Origin of the sequence: Frankia umida (assembly GCF_023242945.1) — a bacterium.
Taxonomy (GTDB): domain Bacteria; phylum Actinomycetota; class Actinomycetes; order Frankiales; family Frankiaceae; genus Frankia; species Frankia umida.
In genome coordinates this window covers 66,752-84,163 of sequence record NZ_JALKFT010000014.1, presented here as the reverse complement: position 1 = coordinate 84,163, position 17,412 = coordinate 66,752, and the positions used below count along the sequence as shown (strand labels likewise).

Annotated in this window: 15 protein-coding genes; 9 read left to right on the top strand and 6 right to left on the bottom strand. The window is 71.7% G+C overall.

Features of this window, described 5'->3' with window-relative positions; genetic code table 11:
* Positions 1 to 136: 136 nt before the first annotated feature.
* From MXD59_RS15225 to MXD59_RS15210, 4 genes are all read left to right on the top strand, one after another.
* A complete protein-coding gene (locus MXD59_RS15225; RefSeq protein ID WP_248825396.1) occupies positions 137 to 1,396 on the top strand; it encodes an amidohydrolase family protein in 1,260 nt (419 codons plus the stop codon).
* 257 nt (positions 1,397 to 1,653) lie between these two features.
* Complete coding sequence (locus MXD59_RS15220) at positions 1,654 to 2,961, top strand: CaiB/BaiF CoA transferase family protein (RefSeq protein ID WP_248825395.1); 1,308 nt, start codon at positions 1,654 to 1,656, stop codon at positions 2,959 to 2,961.
* 8 nt (positions 2,962 to 2,969) lie between these two features.
* Complete coding sequence (locus MXD59_RS15215) at positions 2,970 to 4,316, top strand: CoA transferase (RefSeq protein ID WP_248825394.1); 1,347 nt, start codon at positions 2,970 to 2,972, stop codon at positions 4,314 to 4,316.
* A gap of 81 nt (positions 4,317 to 4,397) precedes the next feature.
* Complete coding sequence (locus MXD59_RS15210) at positions 4,398 to 5,726, top strand: ABC transporter substrate-binding protein (protein WP_248825393.1); 1,329 nt, start codon at positions 4,398 to 4,400, stop codon at positions 5,724 to 5,726.
* Between the two features lie 102 nt (positions 5,727 to 5,828).
* On the opposite strand, the gene MXD59_RS15205 is transcribed toward MXD59_RS15210, so the two are convergent.
* A complete protein-coding gene (locus MXD59_RS15205; protein ID WP_283096937.1) occupies positions 5,829 to 6,545 on the bottom strand; it encodes a TIGR03619 family F420-dependent LLM class oxidoreductase in 717 nt (238 codons plus the stop codon).
* Between the two features lie 302 nt (positions 6,546 to 6,847).
* Between MXD59_RS15205 and MXD59_RS15200 the strand changes: the two genes are divergently transcribed.
* Positions 6,848 to 7,135, top strand: a complete 288-nt coding sequence (locus MXD59_RS15200; protein WP_248825391.1) for an EthD family reductase — start codon at positions 6,848 to 6,850, stop codon at positions 7,133 to 7,135.
* Between the two features lie 114 nt (positions 7,136 to 7,249).
* On the opposite strand, the gene MXD59_RS15195 is transcribed toward MXD59_RS15200, so the two are convergent.
* Complete coding sequence (locus MXD59_RS15195) at positions 7,250 to 8,188, bottom strand: alpha/beta hydrolase-fold protein (protein ID WP_248825390.1); 939 nt, start codon at positions 8,186 to 8,188, stop codon at positions 7,250 to 7,252.
* 255 nt (positions 8,189 to 8,443) lie between these two features.
* Here MXD59_RS15195 and MXD59_RS15190 point away from each other — a divergent pair, with 255 nt between their 5' ends.
* Positions 8,444 to 8,863 (top strand): hypothetical protein, encoded by a 420-nt coding sequence (locus MXD59_RS15190; RefSeq protein WP_248816281.1) that lies wholly within the window; start codon positions 8,444 to 8,446, stop codon positions 8,861 to 8,863.
* A gap of 459 nt (positions 8,864 to 9,322) precedes the next feature.
* Here the strand turns inward: MXD59_RS15190 and MXD59_RS15185 are convergent, their stop codons facing one another.
* The 4 genes from MXD59_RS15185 to MXD59_RS15170 all read right to left on the bottom strand — a co-directional run bounded on the left by MXD59_RS15185 (position 9,323) and on the right by MXD59_RS15170 (position 12,666).
* Entirely contained in the window at positions 9,323 to 9,505 is a 183-nt protein-coding gene (locus tag MXD59_RS15185) for a hypothetical protein (RefSeq protein WP_248825389.1), read from the bottom strand.
* A gap of 352 nt (positions 9,506 to 9,857) precedes the next feature.
* A complete protein-coding gene (locus tag MXD59_RS15180; protein WP_248825388.1) occupies positions 9,858 to 10,193 on the bottom strand; it encodes a hypothetical protein in 336 nt (111 codons plus the stop codon).
* 9 nt (positions 10,194 to 10,202) lie between these two features.
* Positions 10,203 to 11,420: an isopenicillin N synthase family dioxygenase gene (locus MXD59_RS15175; protein ID WP_248825387.1), complete on the bottom strand. Its 1,218-nt coding sequence runs from the start codon at positions 11,418 to 11,420 to the stop codon at positions 10,203 to 10,205.
* A 148-nt stretch (positions 11,421 to 11,568) separates the two neighbouring features.
* Complete coding sequence (locus tag MXD59_RS15170; RefSeq protein ID WP_248825386.1) at positions 11,569 to 12,666, bottom strand: aromatic ring-hydroxylating oxygenase subunit alpha; 1,098 nt, start codon at positions 12,664 to 12,666, stop codon at positions 11,569 to 11,571.
* Positions 12,667 to 13,222: 556 nt separating this feature from the next.
* On the opposite strand from MXD59_RS15170, the gene MXD59_RS15165 reads away from it, so the two are divergent.
* The 3 genes from MXD59_RS15165 to MXD59_RS15155 all read left to right on the top strand — a co-directional run bounded on the left by MXD59_RS15165 (position 13,223) and on the right by MXD59_RS15155 (position 17,409).
* Entirely contained in the window at positions 13,223 to 13,963 is a 741-nt protein-coding gene (locus MXD59_RS15165; RefSeq protein WP_248825385.1) for a type 1 glutamine amidotransferase domain-containing protein, read from the top strand.
* 330 nt (positions 13,964 to 14,293) lie between these two features.
* Positions 14,294 to 14,896, top strand: a complete 603-nt coding sequence (locus MXD59_RS15160) for a biliverdin-producing heme oxygenase (RefSeq protein ID WP_248825384.1) — start codon at positions 14,294 to 14,296, stop codon at positions 14,894 to 14,896.
* Positions 14,893 to 17,409, top strand: coding sequence for a SpoIIE family protein phosphatase (locus tag MXD59_RS15155; protein WP_248825383.1), 2,517 nt, complete (start codon positions 14,893 to 14,895; stop codon positions 17,407 to 17,409). The genes MXD59_RS15160 and MXD59_RS15155 overlap by 4 nt, the downstream gene beginning before the upstream one ends.
* The last annotated feature ends 3 nt before the right edge of the window (positions 17,410 to 17,412 follow it).

Below are 17,412 nucleotides of genomic sequence, written 5' to 3'. Positions count from 1 at the left end.
CCGTCCGGCGAGGAGAGCCGGGCCGTTCTGGCCGTTATCGCATGGCTTCTGGCCGATGGCGCGGAGACGGTCACGGCTCGACAGCGTACAACTGAACCAGAGAGTATGCCGGGTCACATCGCGAGAAAGGACTGGCATGGACGTCAACGACATGGTGCTGGTGAGCATCGACGACCACGTGGTCGAGCCGCCGGACATGTTCCGCAACCACGTGCCCGCGAAGCTCGCCGACCAGGCGCCGAAGGTGGTGCGCAACGAGCAGGGCGTCGACCAGTGGATCTACCAGGGTCGGGTGACCGGGGTCAGTGGGCTGAACGCGGTGGTGTCCTGGCCGGCCGAGGAATGGGGTATGGAGCCGGCCAAGTTCGACGAGATGCGCCCGGGGGTGTACGACATTCACGACCGGGTCCGCGACATGGACCGTAACGGCATCGTCGCGTCGATGTGCTTCCCGACGTTCACCGGGTTCAGCGCCGGTCACCTGAACCACTACAAGTCCGACGTCACCGTGCGCATGGTCGAGGCCTACAACAACTGGCACATCGACGAGTGGGCGGCCACCTACCCGGGTCGCTTCATCCCGCTGGCGCTGGTGCCGACGTGGGAAAGCCAGCTGATGGTGAACGAGATCCACCGGGTCGCGGCGAAGGGTGCCCGAGCGGTCACGATGCCGGAGCTGCCGCACCTGGAGGGCCTGCCCAGCTACCACGACCTGACCTTCTGGGGCCCGGTCTTCCAGGCGTTCTGTGACACCGGCGTGGTCATGTGCCTGCACATCGGTTCCGGTTTCGCCGCGCTGAAGATGGCGCCGGACGGCCCGATCGACAACCTGATCATTCTGGCCACCCAGGTCACCGTGCTCGCCGTCCAGGACCTGTTGTGGGGGCCGGCGTTCCGCGAGTACCCGGAGCTCAAGGTCGCCTTCTCCGAGGGCGGGATCGGCTGGATCCCGTTCTACCTGGACCGCTGCGACCGGCACTACACCAACCAGCGGTGGCTGCGCCGCGACTTCGGCGACAAGCTGCCGAGCGAGGTCTTCCGTGACCACTCGCTGGCCTGCTACGTCACCGACCCGACCTCGCTGCGGCTGCGTAACGAGATCGGCATCGAGAACATCGCCTGGGAGTGCGACTACCCGCATTCCGACTCGATCTGGCCGAACGCGCCGGAGTTCGTCCTGAACGAGCTCAACGGCGCGGGCGCCACCGATCCGGAGATCAACAAGATCACCTGGGAGAACGCCTGTCGGTTCTTCAACTGGGATCCGTTCGCCGAACTGCCGCGCGAGCGGGCGAACGTGGGCGCGCTGCGGGCGACGGCGACCGACGTCGACACCGCGATCCGCTCCCGCAAGGAGTGGGCACGGCTGTACGCGGAGCGTCACAGCGCGGTGTAGTCGTCGCGCACCCGGGTGGTCGACGTTCGTCCGGTCACCCGGGTGCGACGCCGGGGGCCCTCGACCGGCAATATCCGACTGGCATATGCAGACATTGCACGCATAGAAGCCCGAGCTCTGGACTCTTATACCAGACGCTTGATAGACCGATGCTCCGCGGGCACTGCTCCAGTGGCGCCGCGCCGGGCATCGGGAGGCGACAGGTGGACGGGCCGCGATTAACGGACGGACCACACCAGGCGAGCGGGCCGCGAGATGTGGGCGGGTCGCCGTGGGAGGAGCTCGGCGCGCCGGCCGACCGGTGGGCCGGCTGCCCACCCGATCTCGAAGGCCGCGGCGACGCTCTGCGCCACATCCGGGTGTGCGACCTGTCCGGTCAGCTCGCCGGTGCGGGTGCCACCCGGTTGCTCGCCGCGTTCGGCGCCCAGGTGATCCGGGTCGAGGACCCGACGAACCAGGGTGGTTGGGACGTCGTCCGCGGCGGCCCGCCGTATCTGGACGAGCGGCGCGGCATCGAGTTCGGCGCCGGTTTCAACAACCACAACCCCGAGAAGCTCGGCGTCACCCTGAACCTGCGCACCGCGCGCGGCCGCGAGCTGCTGGAACGGCTGATCGCCGTCTCCGACGTGGTGACCGAGAACTTCGCCGGCGGGGTGTTCGCCCGGATGGGTTTTCCCTACGAGCGGTTATGTGAGCTCAACCCGTCCATCGTGTACGTCTCGAACAGTGGTTTCGGCACCAGCGGCCCCTACCGTGACTTCCGTACCTGGGGGCCGATCGTCCAGGCGATGAGCGGTCTGACGTTCACCTCGGGTCTGCCCGGCCAGCCACCCGCCGGCTGGGGCTACTCCTACATGGACCACATGGGCGCCTACACGATGGCGATCGCCGTGCTCGCCGCGCTCTGGCACCGTGACCGCACCGGCGAGGGCCAGGTGGTGGACGTCTGCACGGTCGAGGCCGGCATCGCCCTGACCGGCACCGACATCCTCGAGCGCCACCTCGGTGGCCGCCCGCCGCGCCCGCCGGGCACGGTGCACGCCAACCGAGATCCCCAGATGGCGCCGCACGGCATCTACCCGGCCCGCGGCGAGGACCGCTGGATCGCCCTGGCCTGCCGCGACGACGACGACTGGCGCCGGCTCGCCGCCGAGATCGGCCAGCCCTGGGCGCGCGAGACGAGGCTCGGGTCGGCGGCGGCGCGGCTGACCGGCCAGGACGCCCTCGACGAGCTGCTCGGCGCCTGGACCGCCGGGTTCGACGCCGAGCAGCTCGCCGCCCGGCTGCTGGCCGCCGGTGTCCCGGCGAGCCCGGTGCGCTCGGCCGCCGAGCGGATCGACGGCCCGCGTCCCGCCACCCCCGACTGGGGCCTGTGGCCGACGGTGGCGCACTCCCGGATCGGACCGGCCAGGATCGAGGGTCTGCCGGTGCATCTGTCCGAGACGGACTGGTCGCTGCGCCGGGGCGCGCCGTGCCTGGGCGAGCACAACCAGTTCGTGTTCGGGCAGCTGCTCGGGGTCGACGACGCCGAGCTCGCCGACCTCGCCGCGGCAGGCGTGCTGTGAGCGTCCGCGTGGGGGACCCGCAAAACGGCGCGCTGGGCGGCTCGGCCGCACGGCAGGAGCCGTCCGGGGGTGGCCCGCGTGGGCCGTTGTTCGGGCTGCGGGTGCTGGAACTGGCCGGCGAGTTCACCGCCTACCCGGGCAAGCTGTTGGCGGACCTCGGTGCGAACGTCGTCGTCGTCGAACCGCCCGGTGGTGCCGCGGCCCGCGGGCGCGCCCCGTTCGTCGAGAGCACACCACACCCGGAGAGCAGCATCGGTTGGCGGCACTACAACACCTCCAAACGCGGCATCGTCCTGGACCTGGCGACAACCGTCGACAGCGAGCCGACGGGCGGGGACGACGGTCGCGGCGGGGATGGCGACCTTGGCCGGTTCGAGCGGCTGCTGGCCGACTGTGACGTTCTGCTGGAAGGCTGGCCGGCCGCCGACACGGCCGCCCTCGGGCTGGACCCGGCGCGGTTCACCCAGCGCTACCCGTCACTGGTGTGGACGACGGTGACGCCGTACGGCCGGGCCGCCTCGGGCCCGGACCGGCCGGTCACCGACCTGACCCTGCTCGCCGGGGCGGGACCGGTGCTGTCCTGCGGCTACGACGACCATGGTCTGCCACCGGTGCGCGGGCTCGGCGGGCAGGCGGTACACGTCGGCGGTTCGTTCGCGGTCGCGGCGACGCTCACCGCGTTGCTGTACCGCACCCGCTCCGGCCGGGGCCAGCATGTCGACGTCAGCGTCGATGCGGCGCTGAACGTGACCTGCGAGCTGGCGACCACCCAGTATCTGGCCGACGGGCAGCTGGTCTCCCGCCAGACGGGACGGCACGCCACCGCGTCACCGACCAACCAGACGCAGGTCCGCGCCGCCGACGGGCAGTACGTGGTGCTCGGTTTCCCGCCGCGGACCGCCGCGCGGTACGCGGCGCTCGTCGAATGGATCGACGAGCTGGGACTGCGCGAGGCGTTCCCGGACGTGGTGCTGCTCGAACTCGGCGTCGAACGTGGGGGCGTCAGCATCGTGAGCCTGGGGACCGACCCGTTGGCCCAGCCGATCTGGGACGCCTCCCGCGCCGCGATGATGCTGCTCGCCGAGCACCTGCCCGCCGCCGAGTTCTTCCTGGGCTGTCAGCGCCGGGCGATCGTCGCCGGGATGGTGGCCTCGCCGGAGGAGGCGATCCGCGGCCCGCACGCACTCGCCCGCGAGTTCGCCGTCGAGCTGCCCGACCCGCACACCGGCCGCACCGAGCTGCATCCCGGCGCCCCCTACCGGTTCGGCCGCACCCCCTGGCGGATCTCCCGTCCCGCTCCTCGGCTGGGTGAACACACCGCCGCACTGCTGACCGCCGGCTGGGACGCCGGCTGACGGACAGCCCGCTCGACGATCGCCCCCCCGGGTGGCGCGTCCCCGCGCTGCCCGGATCACACCTGGACAGATGGGACCAACATGAGGCACCCCGCTCTTCCCTGCCCGGGCCTGCGGCGACGCAGGTCCGGTGCCCGTGCGCCTCGACGAGTACTGACCGCCACGGCCGCGTTGTCCGTCGGCGTGCTGTTACTGGCCGCCTGCGGTTCGGACGGGTCGGACGGCGCCAGCCCCGCGGCCGGGAGCAGCGGCGCGGCGTCGGCCGGGAGTGCTGCGGCCGAACTCGGCCCGGCCGACGAGGCCAAGGGCACGCCGGTGCGGATCGGGATGGTCTCCGACGGCAAGGGTCCGGTCTCCGACCTGGCGTATGAGAGCCGGGTGGCCGACGCGACCGTGTCCTGGCTCAACGCGCACCGCGGCGGAATCGCCGGCCGGCCGATCCGGCTGGTCAAGTGCGAGGCGCTGGCCGACCCGGCGAAGGGTACGGACTGCGGGAACCGGATGGTCGAGGAGAAGGTCGCCGCCGTCATCGTCGGTTCGTCCTCGGTGGGGGAGAGCATCTGGCAGCCGGTACACGCGGCGAGGATCCCGATGGTGTTCGGTAACACCTCGGCGCCGGGACCGCTCGCCGATCCGGACACCACGTTCGCCCTGACCGACCCCAACTACGGCTCGATCAACCTCCCGGTCGAACAGGCCAGGGAAAAGGGCCTGAAGAAGATCACTGCGGTGGCGGTCGACGTACCCACCGTGACCGCCTACTACAAGAGCGCCGTCGGGCCCGCCTACCGTCAGGCGGGCCTCGACTTCGAGCTGGTGCCGGTTCCGGCCGGCACCGCCGACATGACGCCGCAGCTGCAGCGGTTCACCAGGAGCGACCCGGGTCTGGTGACACTGCTGGGCAGCGACTCGTTCTGCATCAGCGCGCTGAACGGTCTCAAGGCGGTCGGCTTCACCGGCACGGTGACCGCGAACGTCGTCTGCATCACGGACTCGACCCGTAAGTCCGTGCCCGGCTCCACCCTCAAGGGCCTGTCCGTCTCGGCGCCCTCACCCGTCGGCACCGACAACCCGTCGAGCCGGCTGATCAAGGCGGTCGTGGACACCTACGGCCACGACATCGACATCCATCGCTCCGGCACGTTCACGATGTTCATCACCGTCGCCGCGCTGCAGTCGGCCACCGAGGGCCTCACCGGCGACGTCACACCGGCAAGCATCACCGCCGCTGTCAAGGCCATGCCGGAGAAGGACCTTCCGGGCGCGTCCGGCCTGAAGTTCCGCTGCAACGGCAAGGCGGTTGCCCGCCAGCCGGCGGCCTGCGTCCGCGGCACCCTGGTGACGGTCCTGGACGGCAAGGGCCAGCCCACCCCCTACAAGCCCGTCGGCGTCACCCCGATCGAAGGCTGACCATCCGGGCCGGCGGGCCGAGCCGCCGGCCCGACCTTCACCTTCCGCGACCGTCCGCGCCTCGCCGGCGGCGCGATCGAGGGGTAGACCGACGCGACCGGCTCAGCGGGGCAGGTCGGCGTGGCGCTCGAGGAGGGCCTCGGCGGCGGCGACCGTGCGACTTGGCGTCGTGAACACGAGGTAGCGGTCGACCCCGAGGTCGGCTACCCGCCGGACGGCGTCGACGCTGATCTCGGTGGGGTCGGCGTGCATGAACGTGAGCTCGAGCCGGCCGAGGCGGGCCGGGCGGTCGACCTCGGCGGCGGCCTTCTCCAACCCGCGCAGACCCTCCTCCAGACCGGCGACGGTGCCGGTGCCGAACCAGCCATGCCCGCGGGTGACGGCCCGCCGGTACGCCGCCGGGCTGTGCCCGCCGATGATGATCCTCGGCCCGCCGGGTGTCGTCGGACGCGGAGGGGACAGCACATCGGCGAAGTCGACGTAGCGGCCGTGGAACTCGGGCGACTCGTCCGTCCACAGCGAGGTCATCGCGTCGAGGTACTCGTCGGTGCGGGCCCCGCGGTGCTCCGGGGGCACGCCGACCGCCCGCATCTCGGCCTCCTGCCAGCCGGGGCCGACCCCGAGCAGCAACCGCCCGCCGCTGAGCGCGTCCAGACTCGCGGCCTGTTTGGCCAGCACCAGCGGATTGCGCTGCGGCAGGATCAGAATGCCCGTACCGAGCCGGTTGCCGCCACCGTGATGTTCACTCCGTGCACACCGAGTTCCATGGGCCTGCCTCCGCTGTCGTACTCCGTGGACCGCCTGTGTTCGGCGGATCATCAGTGCTGCGTGGATCGCTGCCTGTGCCGCGTGGATCGCCTGTGCCGCGTGCGTCGCCGTCCGTGTTGTGCATGGTCAGCACCCCGGGAAGTGCCCAGGATTCCGACTCCCTCGATCTGTGACGTGCGACACGTTGTGGTCCTGGGGTGGGCGGGGCGCTCCTGGCCGGCCCGTCGGCTGCCGGCGGTCAGGTCTGCCGTGCGCCCATGACCAGGCATTTGTTGAGTCCCTGGGGTGAGCTGGGCACACTGGGACGAGGCGTACGACACATTCCGCGCGTCTCGAGCGGCAGGGAGATCGCAGTGATCCGGTGGACCGTCTTCTATCCGAAGACCGAAGGTGCGACGTTCGACCACGACTACTACCGCGACAAGCACATCCCCGTCTTCGCCGCCGCCCTCGGCCGCTCCGACGTCGAGGTCACCCGCGGCATCGACGGCCCGCACGAGGCCTCCGCCACCGTCACCTTCGACTCCCTCGACGAACTGAAGGCCGCCCTGGCCAAACTCGACTTCAAGTTCCTCGCCGACGACCTGCCCAACTACAGCACCGTCCCCGGCCAGGTCCAGGTCAGCGAGACCGCCGGCTGACGGTCGCTCCTGTCCGCGGGAAACAGCGTTGGACGGCCAGGAACGCGCCCCTGGCGACGGCCGGCCGTCCAACAGCTGTCTAACGGCCGTCCATACTGGCGCAGCTCGCGAAGCTCAGGAAAGAGTCCGGTGCAGGGCGGTGCCGACGAAGGCGAGCTGGGCGGGGGCGACCGAGCGCCAGTACGCCGGGTCGTGGCTACCGGCGCCGAGGCTGTGCTCGGCGGGCTGTAGCTGCGTGACGGCCTCGCGGGAGACGACGGCGAACGGGTCGGAAGCGCCACAGTCGATCCGGTAGGCGACGCCCGGCGCGGGCCCGGCGCCCAGGACGCGGTGGGCGGCGAAATCGGCGGCCGAGTCGAAGGCACCCGGGGCGCTCGCACCATAGGTGTGCCACATCGCCGGGCTGCTGGCCGCCGCGGCGACGACCAGGTCGGGATGGCGCCGGGCGAGCAGCAGCGCGCCGTAGCCACCCATCGACCACCCCAACGCGGCCAGGCGTGTGGTGCGCATCCCGGCCGCGGCGAGCCGGGGCCGCACCTCGTTCAGAATCATGGCCTCCGGGTCATCACCGGAGGCCCGCCGGTGCCAGTAGGCGGTGCCGCCGTCCAGGGTGACCAGCGCGAACGGCGGCGTCCCCGCACGGATCACGCTCGGTAGCAGGCCGTCAAGCCCGAGCAGCCCGACCGAACCGCGAGCGTCGTCCCCCCGCCCGTGCAGCACCAGGCAGACCGGCAGGTCGCGGGCTCCACCGGCCGGCGCGACCAGCACCATCGTCACCTCGCGTCCCCGCGCCCCGCTGACGAACGAGGTCGCCGTCACCACCGCCGGGCCAGCCGCGGCCAGCGCCGTCCGCGCCGTCCGCGCCGCCGGATCGTCCCGTGGCGACGCGACCGCCGGCTCCGCCCCCGGCCCGCCCGTTCCGCGTGCGTGAGCCGTCCCGGTGGGGACCGCGCGGTCGTCGGAACCGTAGGGCACCGCGCAGCCGGCCGCGGCGACTCCGGACAGTGCCGCGCCGACCGCGGTGGTCAGCAGGGTCCGCCGGGTTGGCCGCATGTCGGCCATGCTCCCAGCCGCGCACGCGGCCAGCGCGACCGGCCGGGCCGCTGCGACCGGCCGGGCCGCTGGCGCCAGGCGGGCCGTTGCGTCCAATCGGGTCATGGCGGCTGGGTGAACCACCCGATCGGGCCGGTTGTCCGTCCACGCCCTACCTGGTCCGAACGGGGTGGGGCAGGTGCCCGAACGGGGCCGCGGGCTATGGGCCTGGCCACTGTCCGGCCCACAGCCGCCTGCGTCAGGGACGGTGGTCCAGTGACCGATGATGACGACGACTGGGCGCCGCCCCCTGTGCACCACGGCGGCGGATACCCGGTGGTGGCCGCCGCGGATGCGTATGACGAGGCCGCGCAGGCCCTGGTCTCCGGCTTCTGGATCCCGGACATGGACGAGATCGACGCCGCGGTGACCATCCTGCACCGGATGGACGTCGGTCAGCGCAGCCCCGACATCCCCCTGCGACGCACCGTCCACCGGGCACTCAGCGAGACCTACCCCCTGCTGACCATCTGGCGGGGACGTCCGTTGTACCTGTACGCGGCCGTGAAGACGGTGCAACTACTGGCCTCCGCGCCGCCACACGAACAGCAGTACGCCGCCGAGGCACGCCACGCCTGGGACCGCCTCGGCGCTCTCCTGCGCGCGGTGACCTCCACTGTCGGTACCGGCACCTGACGGCTATCCGCGGGGACTCCCACCCGGGCGATCGCGCCACCTGACATGGGGTGGCCCGTTGCGGCCAGCACCCAAACCCCGCCTCTTCCCACCGCCACCAATCCGCCCCCTCGCTCGTTGACCACCACCCGTCCCACCCAACCCGCCCGTTCCGCCCGTCCCACCCGTTCCGCCCATTCCGGTCGGGCCACCAGCCCCACCAGTCCCATCCGCTCTGCCCGTTCTGCGGGTTCCGCCCGCCCGCCTCGGCCGTCCGCTCGTGCACTGGTTCGCTGGCTTCGATCGCCCACCCGCTTCGGCGGTCGTCGGCCGGCTGCGATCACGATGTGTATGTCGACGCATGCCGAAAGTGTCGATGAGGTCCTGGTGGCCTTACGCCGAGGCGGGCCGCGCGGCAAAGGATCGGTCTCCGGGCCACCACGGCAGGTGGAGCGGGTGCGCAGGCGCGCGCCGAACGGATCACATCACCGAGGAAAAGTCGCCGTCGCTCATCGTGGCGAGGTCTGGCGAAGAATCGGGACCCGATTTCCTCACCGAGTCTCGGCGCGAGGCGATCCTGCGTTCTCGGGTGGAGTCCGGTAACCCTTGATCGCGCTTTTGGATGCGTTCGGCTTTCGCCTGCACTCCCAGCGTGAAGGCCATGGCCGTGATGCCACCGCGATGGCCGCGAGGGGCCTGCCCAGACGCGGATGCCGAGGTTTGTTCGGAAAGAAGAGGCCTGATTCCCCGAACAGGCCTCGGCATGGCACCGAACAAACCTCGGCGTAGTGCCGCAGTCCGTTCCGCGGCGGCCTCACGTGCCAGTAGAAAGTCGCATATCCGTACGAATGGGACGTCTGGACTGTGGTCGGGGAGCGCGACGCGGGACGTGGTCAGGCCGAGGGGCGGGCCGGACGGAGGGCGGGCCGGACGGAGGGGCGGGATGGAACGGGAGCGGGGTGGGGACGGATCGGGGACGGGGCGGGAGTGGATCAGGTGGAGAGTCGGGAGTGGATCAGGCAGCGGGGGAGGGGGAGCTGGTGCTGCGGGCCTTGGGGCGGTCCGCGAGGAGGTACGAGGTGGCCGAGGCGGCGGCGGTGACGGTGAGTACCAACGGCCAGGCGCCGAGCTTCTTCGCCAGGGGGTGGGAGGCGCCGAAGGTGGTCAGGTAGGTGCCAACCAGGACGCCGGTCAGGGCCGGTCCGCGGGTGCGTAGCCAGGATCGCCCGCAGACGGCGCCGGCCGCGGCGAGGACGACCCCGCCGAGCGGACGGCGTCCACTGAGCCGGGCGATGGAGCAGCCGCCGACGAGTCCGGCCGCGACGACGGGTGCGATGGGTACGGAAGCCATACCCGCGCGCTACGTGCTGTCGCGGCCAGGGGTGGCGCGCTCAGGAGCAGCACGCTCGGGGGTGGTGCGGTCGGGAGCAGCGTGCTCGGGAGTAGCGCGGTCGGGGGTGGTGCGGTCGGTGGTGGTGCGGTCGGTGGTGGTGGAGGTGGCGGTGGAGGTGGACAGGGTGCGGGGGCCGAGGAGCTTGGCCAGCAGGTGCTCGGCGACGGTCTCTGTGGGATAGCGCGCGGGGCGGTCCGCGGTGACGCAGGTGGGGAGGCATTCGACGAGGGCGTTGTGGTTGCCCTCGTGGAAGAACGCGATCGAGCGGCGTAGGGCGGGGCCGTGCGCGTCGGGCGGTGGGGGGACGACGCGGTGCAGGGTGGAACGCCAGCGGTCGTTCGTCCAGCGGGCGAGCAGGTCACCGACGTTGAGGATGAAGGCGCCGGGCACGGGACGCACGGGATGCCATGACCCGTCCGGGCCAAGGATCTCCAGGCCGTCGACGTCGTCGGCGAGCAGGATCGTGCAGGCGCCGTAGTCCGTGTGGGCGCCCATCCGCAGCTGGCCGGGGGCGGGCGCGGGGGAGCCGGGCTGGCGCAGGTAGCGGTTGACCCGCATCACGTCGGGCGCTCGTCCGGTGCGGGAGACGAAGAAGTCCGTGGGCAGGTCGAGGGCGTGTGCGAAGGCGGCCATCAGCTGGTGGGCGAGGGTGGTCAGCGCGTCGAAGTAGGCGGTCCAGACCGCCCGCATCCGCGCCGGTCGGGCTGGCCACAGGTTCGGCGCGAACAGCCGGTGCGCCTCGGCCTCGTAGTACGGATCGCCGGCGGGCCAGTCGTCCACGCCGATGTTGAACGCCTCGAACAGGTCGGGCAGCGACCGCTCGGCGCCGAGGCTGTAGGCGAGGGCCTCACTGCCGAGGGGGGCGTAACCCCGGTTGACCTCCGGCCGCGGCGGCACCAGCGCCAGTTTCTCGGCCAGGGGACGTTCGAAGAACTCCGTGGTGACCTCGAGCATCTCGGCGATCAGTGCCGTCGGCACTCCGTGCCCGACGATCTGCGCGAAGCCCACCGTCCGGCACACCTCGTCCAACCGCCGCGCCGTCGCCGCTCGAGTGGGACGACCGCCGCCGTCCACAGTGGTGCTGGTGGTGCTGGTGGTGCTGTCCGGGCGGGTCCAGGGGGAGACGTCGACGGTCGCGACGATGCTCGCCGGGGCCGCGGGGGTGGCTGGTTCGTGGCCTGGCATCAGCGTCCTCTCGAGCGTGACGCACGAGTCACCCGCGGAAGCGGGGGCAGACGCTACCTCGATGCTGGCGCGGGCGGGCGAGGCGGTGGCGAGTGCCGCCCGCCCGCCGCGGTGGTGCTGGTGCGGGGGAGCCGTCCGTGCGGGACGGTCAGGCGCCCAGCGTGTCGGCGAGCACCGTGTTGGTGAGGGCCGCGTCGACGGCGGCGTGCCGGTGATGCAGGCCGGGCTCGTTGCGTCCGAAGACCAGCGCGTCCCGTGCACCGGAGGCCAGGGCCCGCTGAATGTCGGCGGCGAGGGAGTAGTCCTCGTCACGCACGGAGCTGTGCGCGTACTCGAAGATCTCGCCGACACCGATGCGCATCATCTCGTCGGAGATGTCCATCAGCGTCGCGTTGTCGTGGTAGGTGACCGACTGCCCGGGAGTCTGGCCGGGGTAGACCCGGAAGATCTCGCCGTTGGCGACCGTGCACGACAACACGATGTTCGGGAACAGCGCGTAGATGACCACCAGGTGGTTCAGTGGCTGCCAGGAGTCCTCCGGCTGGTCCGCGATATCGGTGATGTTCCGCAACGGGAACACCAACCGGTGGTGCGGACCGTAGGAGTCGAACAGGGCGCAGTTGCTGCGGGCGAAGGTGCCGAACGAGTCCCGGTGGACGGTCGCGAAATGGTAGTTCTCCGCGAACGTGTCCAGAGCGAGCTTCCAGTTGACTGGCGCGTCCAGTGTCTTCTCGCCGACGTGCGACCAGGACCCGACGTTCCAGGAGGCGAGCTCCGGCCCAAGGTCACCCAGGTGCGCGGCGATGTCCAGCGGCCCGTCCAGCGGGACGAGGCTCAGCCACAGGAAGCCGGCGTATTCGGCGGCGGGCAGCTCGGTGAGCCCGACGCCGGGGGCCAGCGCGGTCGGGAAACCCTCCCGGCCGGGGCCGCCGACGAAGCGGCCGTGGTTGTCGTAGGTCCACGCGTGGAACGGGCAGACGAACCGCTCGGCCGTGCCGCAGCCCGTGGCGACGGGGGCGGCGCGGTGCGCGCAGATGTTCTGGAAGGCGTGAACCTGACCGTCGGCATCCCGGGTCAGCAGGATCGGCACATCCAGGACGGTCTTCGTGCAGTAGCTGCCCGGCTCGGGCAGTTCGGATCGATAACCGACCAGCTGCGGAGCGCGCCGAACTACTTCCCGTTCCTGCTCGGCGCGTTCGCTGTCCGTGTACACGCTGGCCGGCTGACGATGTTCCGCGGCCGTCATGTCAGTTGTTCGGTCCGTGGCGATTTTGAGTGCCCGTCGAGTCAGATCGATGAGCTCGTAGCGGTCTATCGGAGGCCTCCTCGGGTATGCCGGACATAGCGGGGGGCGCGACTACGACGGCGACGCAAGATCGTGATGCCCGGGTTGAAACGAAATAGTATGTGGCCCGCATAAGTCGCCCCCGCCCCGGGATAAGTCCTTGTTCTGACAGGCGGGGAAGCGTCGCATTGCGTACCATGTGCCACCCCTCCTCTGCACTGATGGCATCCCTGCGTCGCGAAGCGGGTGCCCAGGGTGATGAGCCGGCGTGGTTCGAGGGTGATTCCGGGCGTTTCGGCGACGGCGTGCGTAACAGGCCCGGCGTCGGGCAGGGGCCCTGTCGTCAGAGCGGCGCCGCGAGGCGGACGCGAATCCGACAGCGGCGGCGGGCGGCTCGTACAGAGGGTCCGCAGTGGCTCAGGTGAGGGTCCCCGGAGTGCGCGCGGAGATCCGTCCTGTGCGTGTGACGAATCCGACGTGAGCGCCGTCGTCCTCGAAGTGCAGGGAGAGCGGATCGATGAGCAGTGATCTCGCTGGAACCAGGGTCGCCTTCCTGGTCGCGCCGGAAGGCGTCGAGCAGGCCGAACTCACCCAGCCCTGGGAGGCGGTGCGCCGGGCCGGCGGCGAACCGGTGCTCGTGTCCACCCAGCTCGGCCGGATCCAGGCCTACGACCACCTGGACCGGGCCGACCAGTTCGGCGTCGACATCACTGTCGAGGTGGCCGATCCCGCCGACTTCGACGCCCTCGTCCTGCCCGGCGGGGTCGCCAACCCCGACCAGCTGCGGACCCAGCCCGACGCCGTCCGCTTCAGCCGGGCGTTCTTCGACGCGGGCCGCCCGGTCGCGGTGATCTGCCACGGCCCGTGGACGCTCGTCGAGGCCGACGCGGTCCGCGGCCGGCGGATCACCAGCTGGCCGAGTGTGCGCACGGACCTGCGCAACGCCGGTGCCGACTGGGTCGACGAGGAGGTCGTCGTCGACGAATCCGGGCCGAACACCCTGATCAGCAGCCGTCGCCCGGACGACCTCGGTGCCTTCTGCGCCGCGATCGTCCGCCACGTCCGCCCGACCCGGAACGCCACCACCGCGGGCACGACCCGTCCGGCCGGTGCGGGGCTGGGCGACGACGAGGTGGCCCGCCAGGTCGCCGGGCAGACCAGCTCGGACCGGCAGGCGGCCGACGTGTTCGCCCGTGAGTCCGCCGGCGCCGGCAGCGACACGGAGGCCGCCCGGTCCGGCGCCGACGACCTGCGCTGATCCACGGCGGCGGGACACCGGGAGGCATCGGCCGACCGAAGGCGGGAGCGGCCGGAGGCGGAGGGTGACCGGAACGGGTGGTGATCGTGAGTCCGACCGACCGAGGGTGATCGCGGGTCCGACGGGGAATGTCGGTCGGCGATGTGGCCGAATAGCTTCGGACCGCGGTCAGCCCGCTCCCCACATCGGTACGCCTGTTAGCGATCGGGATGTCGACAAAGCACGGCGTCTCGGATGCTGCTGGTAGTCCCCCGGAGCGGCTGTGGTTGTGTGCGGCGGGTTGAGCACGACAGAGCGGGTACGGTGGGCAGTCAGATGTGGGGAACAGGCATGGGCGACGGTGCTGACCCGGTTCCTGATACCGCCGATGTGATGTTCGTTCTGCGTAGGCGTACAGCCACCGCGCACACCCGGTTGGAAAGTGTGCTGCAACTGACCGGGCATGACCTTTCAGTCAGCCGTTATCGTGACGTCCTCATGCGGATGCACGGCTTTTACGATCTTCTCGAGCCGCGTCTCGACGCGATGTTGGGTGTGCCCGGTTCACCCGTGCCGGACTGGCCTTCGCGGCGTAAGACGCCGCTGCTGCGCCGTGACCTCGCCGTGCTCGGCGTGGCCGAGGCCACGCTCGCGGCACTGCCACGGCCGAAGGTGCCCGCGGTCCCCGACGTCGCGGCGGCCATGGGCGTGCTGTACGTCTTCGAGGGGGCGACGCTGGGCGGGCGGTTCATCGTCGAACAGGTCGCGTCCACCGAGGTGCCGGCCGCGGCCACCGCGTTCTTCGGCTCCTACGGCGACGAGGTCGGCCGGCGCTGGAGCCAGCTGCGCCACGCCCTGCGTGTCTGGTCGGGCGCGGACGAAGCACGCGTCGCGGCCTGCGCGGATACGGCCGAGGCGCTGTTCGGCGCCCTCGAGGTGGAGTTCTCCCGATGAGCGGGGGCGTCCCGCGTGCCACCGGCGCGCGCGGGTCCGCGCGCGAGGCCGATCCGTCCGGGGCGGTCGCCGGGCCGTTCGAGGGGCCGCTGGAACCACGGTTCGACGGGCCCGTCGACCTGACGAACTGCGACCGGGAACCCATCCACATCCCGGGCAGTGTGCAGCCGCACGGCGTGCTGCTCGCCGTGCGCACCGACGACGATCTCACGGTCGCGCGGGTGTCGGCGAACGTGGCGGAGGCACTCGGGCGCGAGCCCGACCAGCTGCTCGGCCGTCCGCTGCGCGAGGTCGCCGGGCCGGCCGTGGCCAAGACCATCCTGGATGTGGTGCGCACCGCGTTCGACCTGCGCGAGGCGAGCCCGGTGGACCTCCTGCTCGGCGACGGGGACGGCTGGCGGCACTACGACGCGCTGCTGCACCGGGTGGGCGAACTCGTCGTCTGCGAACTGCAGCCGGCTCAGGGCGTGCGTCCGCTGACCTACGTCGGTACCTACGCCCGTACCCGGCAGTCGGTGCTGCGGCTCAACGGCTCCCGCTCGCTCGCCGAGCTCTACGACGTCGTGGTCGAGGAGGTCCGGCGGCTGACCGGCTTCGACCGGGTGATGGTCTACCGGTTCGACCCGGAGTGGAACGGCGAGGTGGTCGCCGAGGCCCGCCTCGAGCGGCTCAACAGCTTTCGCGGCCTGCACTATCCGGCCAGCGACATTCCCGTCCAGGCGCGGGCGTTGTACGAGCGTTCCTGGCTGCGGCTGATCCCCGACGTCGACTGTCAGCCGGTGCCGGTCGTGCCCGCCCTGGATCCGTCCACGGGAGCGGCGCTCGACCTCAGCGACGCCTGGCTGCGCAGCGTCTCGCCGATCCACCTCGAATATCTGCGCAACATGGGCGTCACCGCGTCGATGTCCATCTCGTTGCTGCGCGAGGGACGGCTGTGGGGGCTCATCGCCTGCCACCATTACTCCGGCGCGCATGAACCCGGCTACGAGGTGTGCGCGGCCGCGGAGTTCCTCGGCCATCTGTTCTCGCTGCGCCTGGTCGCGCGGGAGGAGCAGCAGCATCTCGCCGCGTCGCTGGCCAGCCGGCGGGTACTCGACCAGCTCGTCACCGCCGCGCAGCGCGAAGGGGTGTCCCTCGCCGACCAGCTGACCACCGCGGCCCTGAACCTCACCCACCTGATCGGCTGCTCCGGCGCCGTGATCGCCGTGGACGGCGAGTACCGCACCGTCGGCGAGGTACCGCCGCGCCGGATCGCCCGCGCCGTCTTCGACACCCTCGGTTCCCAGGCCGAGATCCTCGCCTGTGACGCGGTCCCGACCGAGCTGCCGCAGTTCGCCGAGTACCGCGCCGTCGCCTGCGGCATGCTCGCCTTCCGGCTGTCCCGCGACGAGGGCGTCGCCTGGTTTCGTCCGGAGACCGTGCGCACCGTCGACTGGGGCGGCGACCCGGAGAACGCCAAGATCATCGCTGCGGAGGGGGGCGAGGTCCGGCTCAGCCCGCGCCGCTCCTTCGACCGCTGGCGCCAGGTCGTGCGCGACCGGGCCCGTCCCTGGACCCCCCAGGAACGGGCCCTGGCCGACGAGCTGCGCCAGGCCCTCACCCGCGTCGCCTACGCCCGGGCCCGCCAGACCGCCGCGCTCGCCCGCCTCATGCAGGAGAGTCTGCTGCCGCGGCGCCTCGCGCCGATCCACGGTTTCGAGCTCGAGTCCTGGTACAACCCGGCCGCGACCGACCGGGTCGGCGGCGACTGGTACGACGCCATCCCGATGCCCGACGGCCGGGTCGCCGTCGTCGTCGGTGACGTCGCCGGGCACGGCATCGCCGCCGCCGGCACCATGGCCCAGCTGCGCGGCGCCCTGCGCGCGTACGTCGTCGCCCTCGACCCCGCGTCGCGAGCCCCTGGCCCCGTTTGCTCGGTGCCCCGGTTACCGGCATCGAGGATGCCGGGGCCCGGATCGCCGGCGCCCGCACGGCTGGTTCTCGACCAGCTTGGCCGCCTGGTCGACGTCCTGCTCCCCGAGGCGATCGCGACAGTGATCGTCGCCATGGTCGACCCGGCCACCGGTGCGGTGGAGATCGCGTCGTCCGGCCACCCCCCGCCCCTGCGCCTCGCCGCGGCCGGTACGGCTTCCGTCGTCGATCTGGACGTGGCGCCGCCGGTCGGTGCCGTCGACCTCCTGAGCCTGACGCCGACGGGGACGGAGCCGGCGGGGACGGCTGGGCCGCCGGTGGGCGTCGAGACGGTCGTGCGGCTCGGGCCGGGCGACACGCTGGTGCTGTTCAGCGACGGTGTGACCGAACGACGCGGCGAGGCGCCGGACGTCGGTATCGAACGGCTGCGCGCCGGGGCCGAGCGGGCCGCGCCGGGCGCCGAGAACCTGCGGGCCCTCGGCGACGACCTGTTCGACACCTGCCGTGACCCCGACAGCGACGACGATGCCACCCTGCTCCTGCTGCGCCGACGGCCCGGCGCCGCGACGCCGCGATTCCCGGCTGACACGACTTCCAGCTGATCA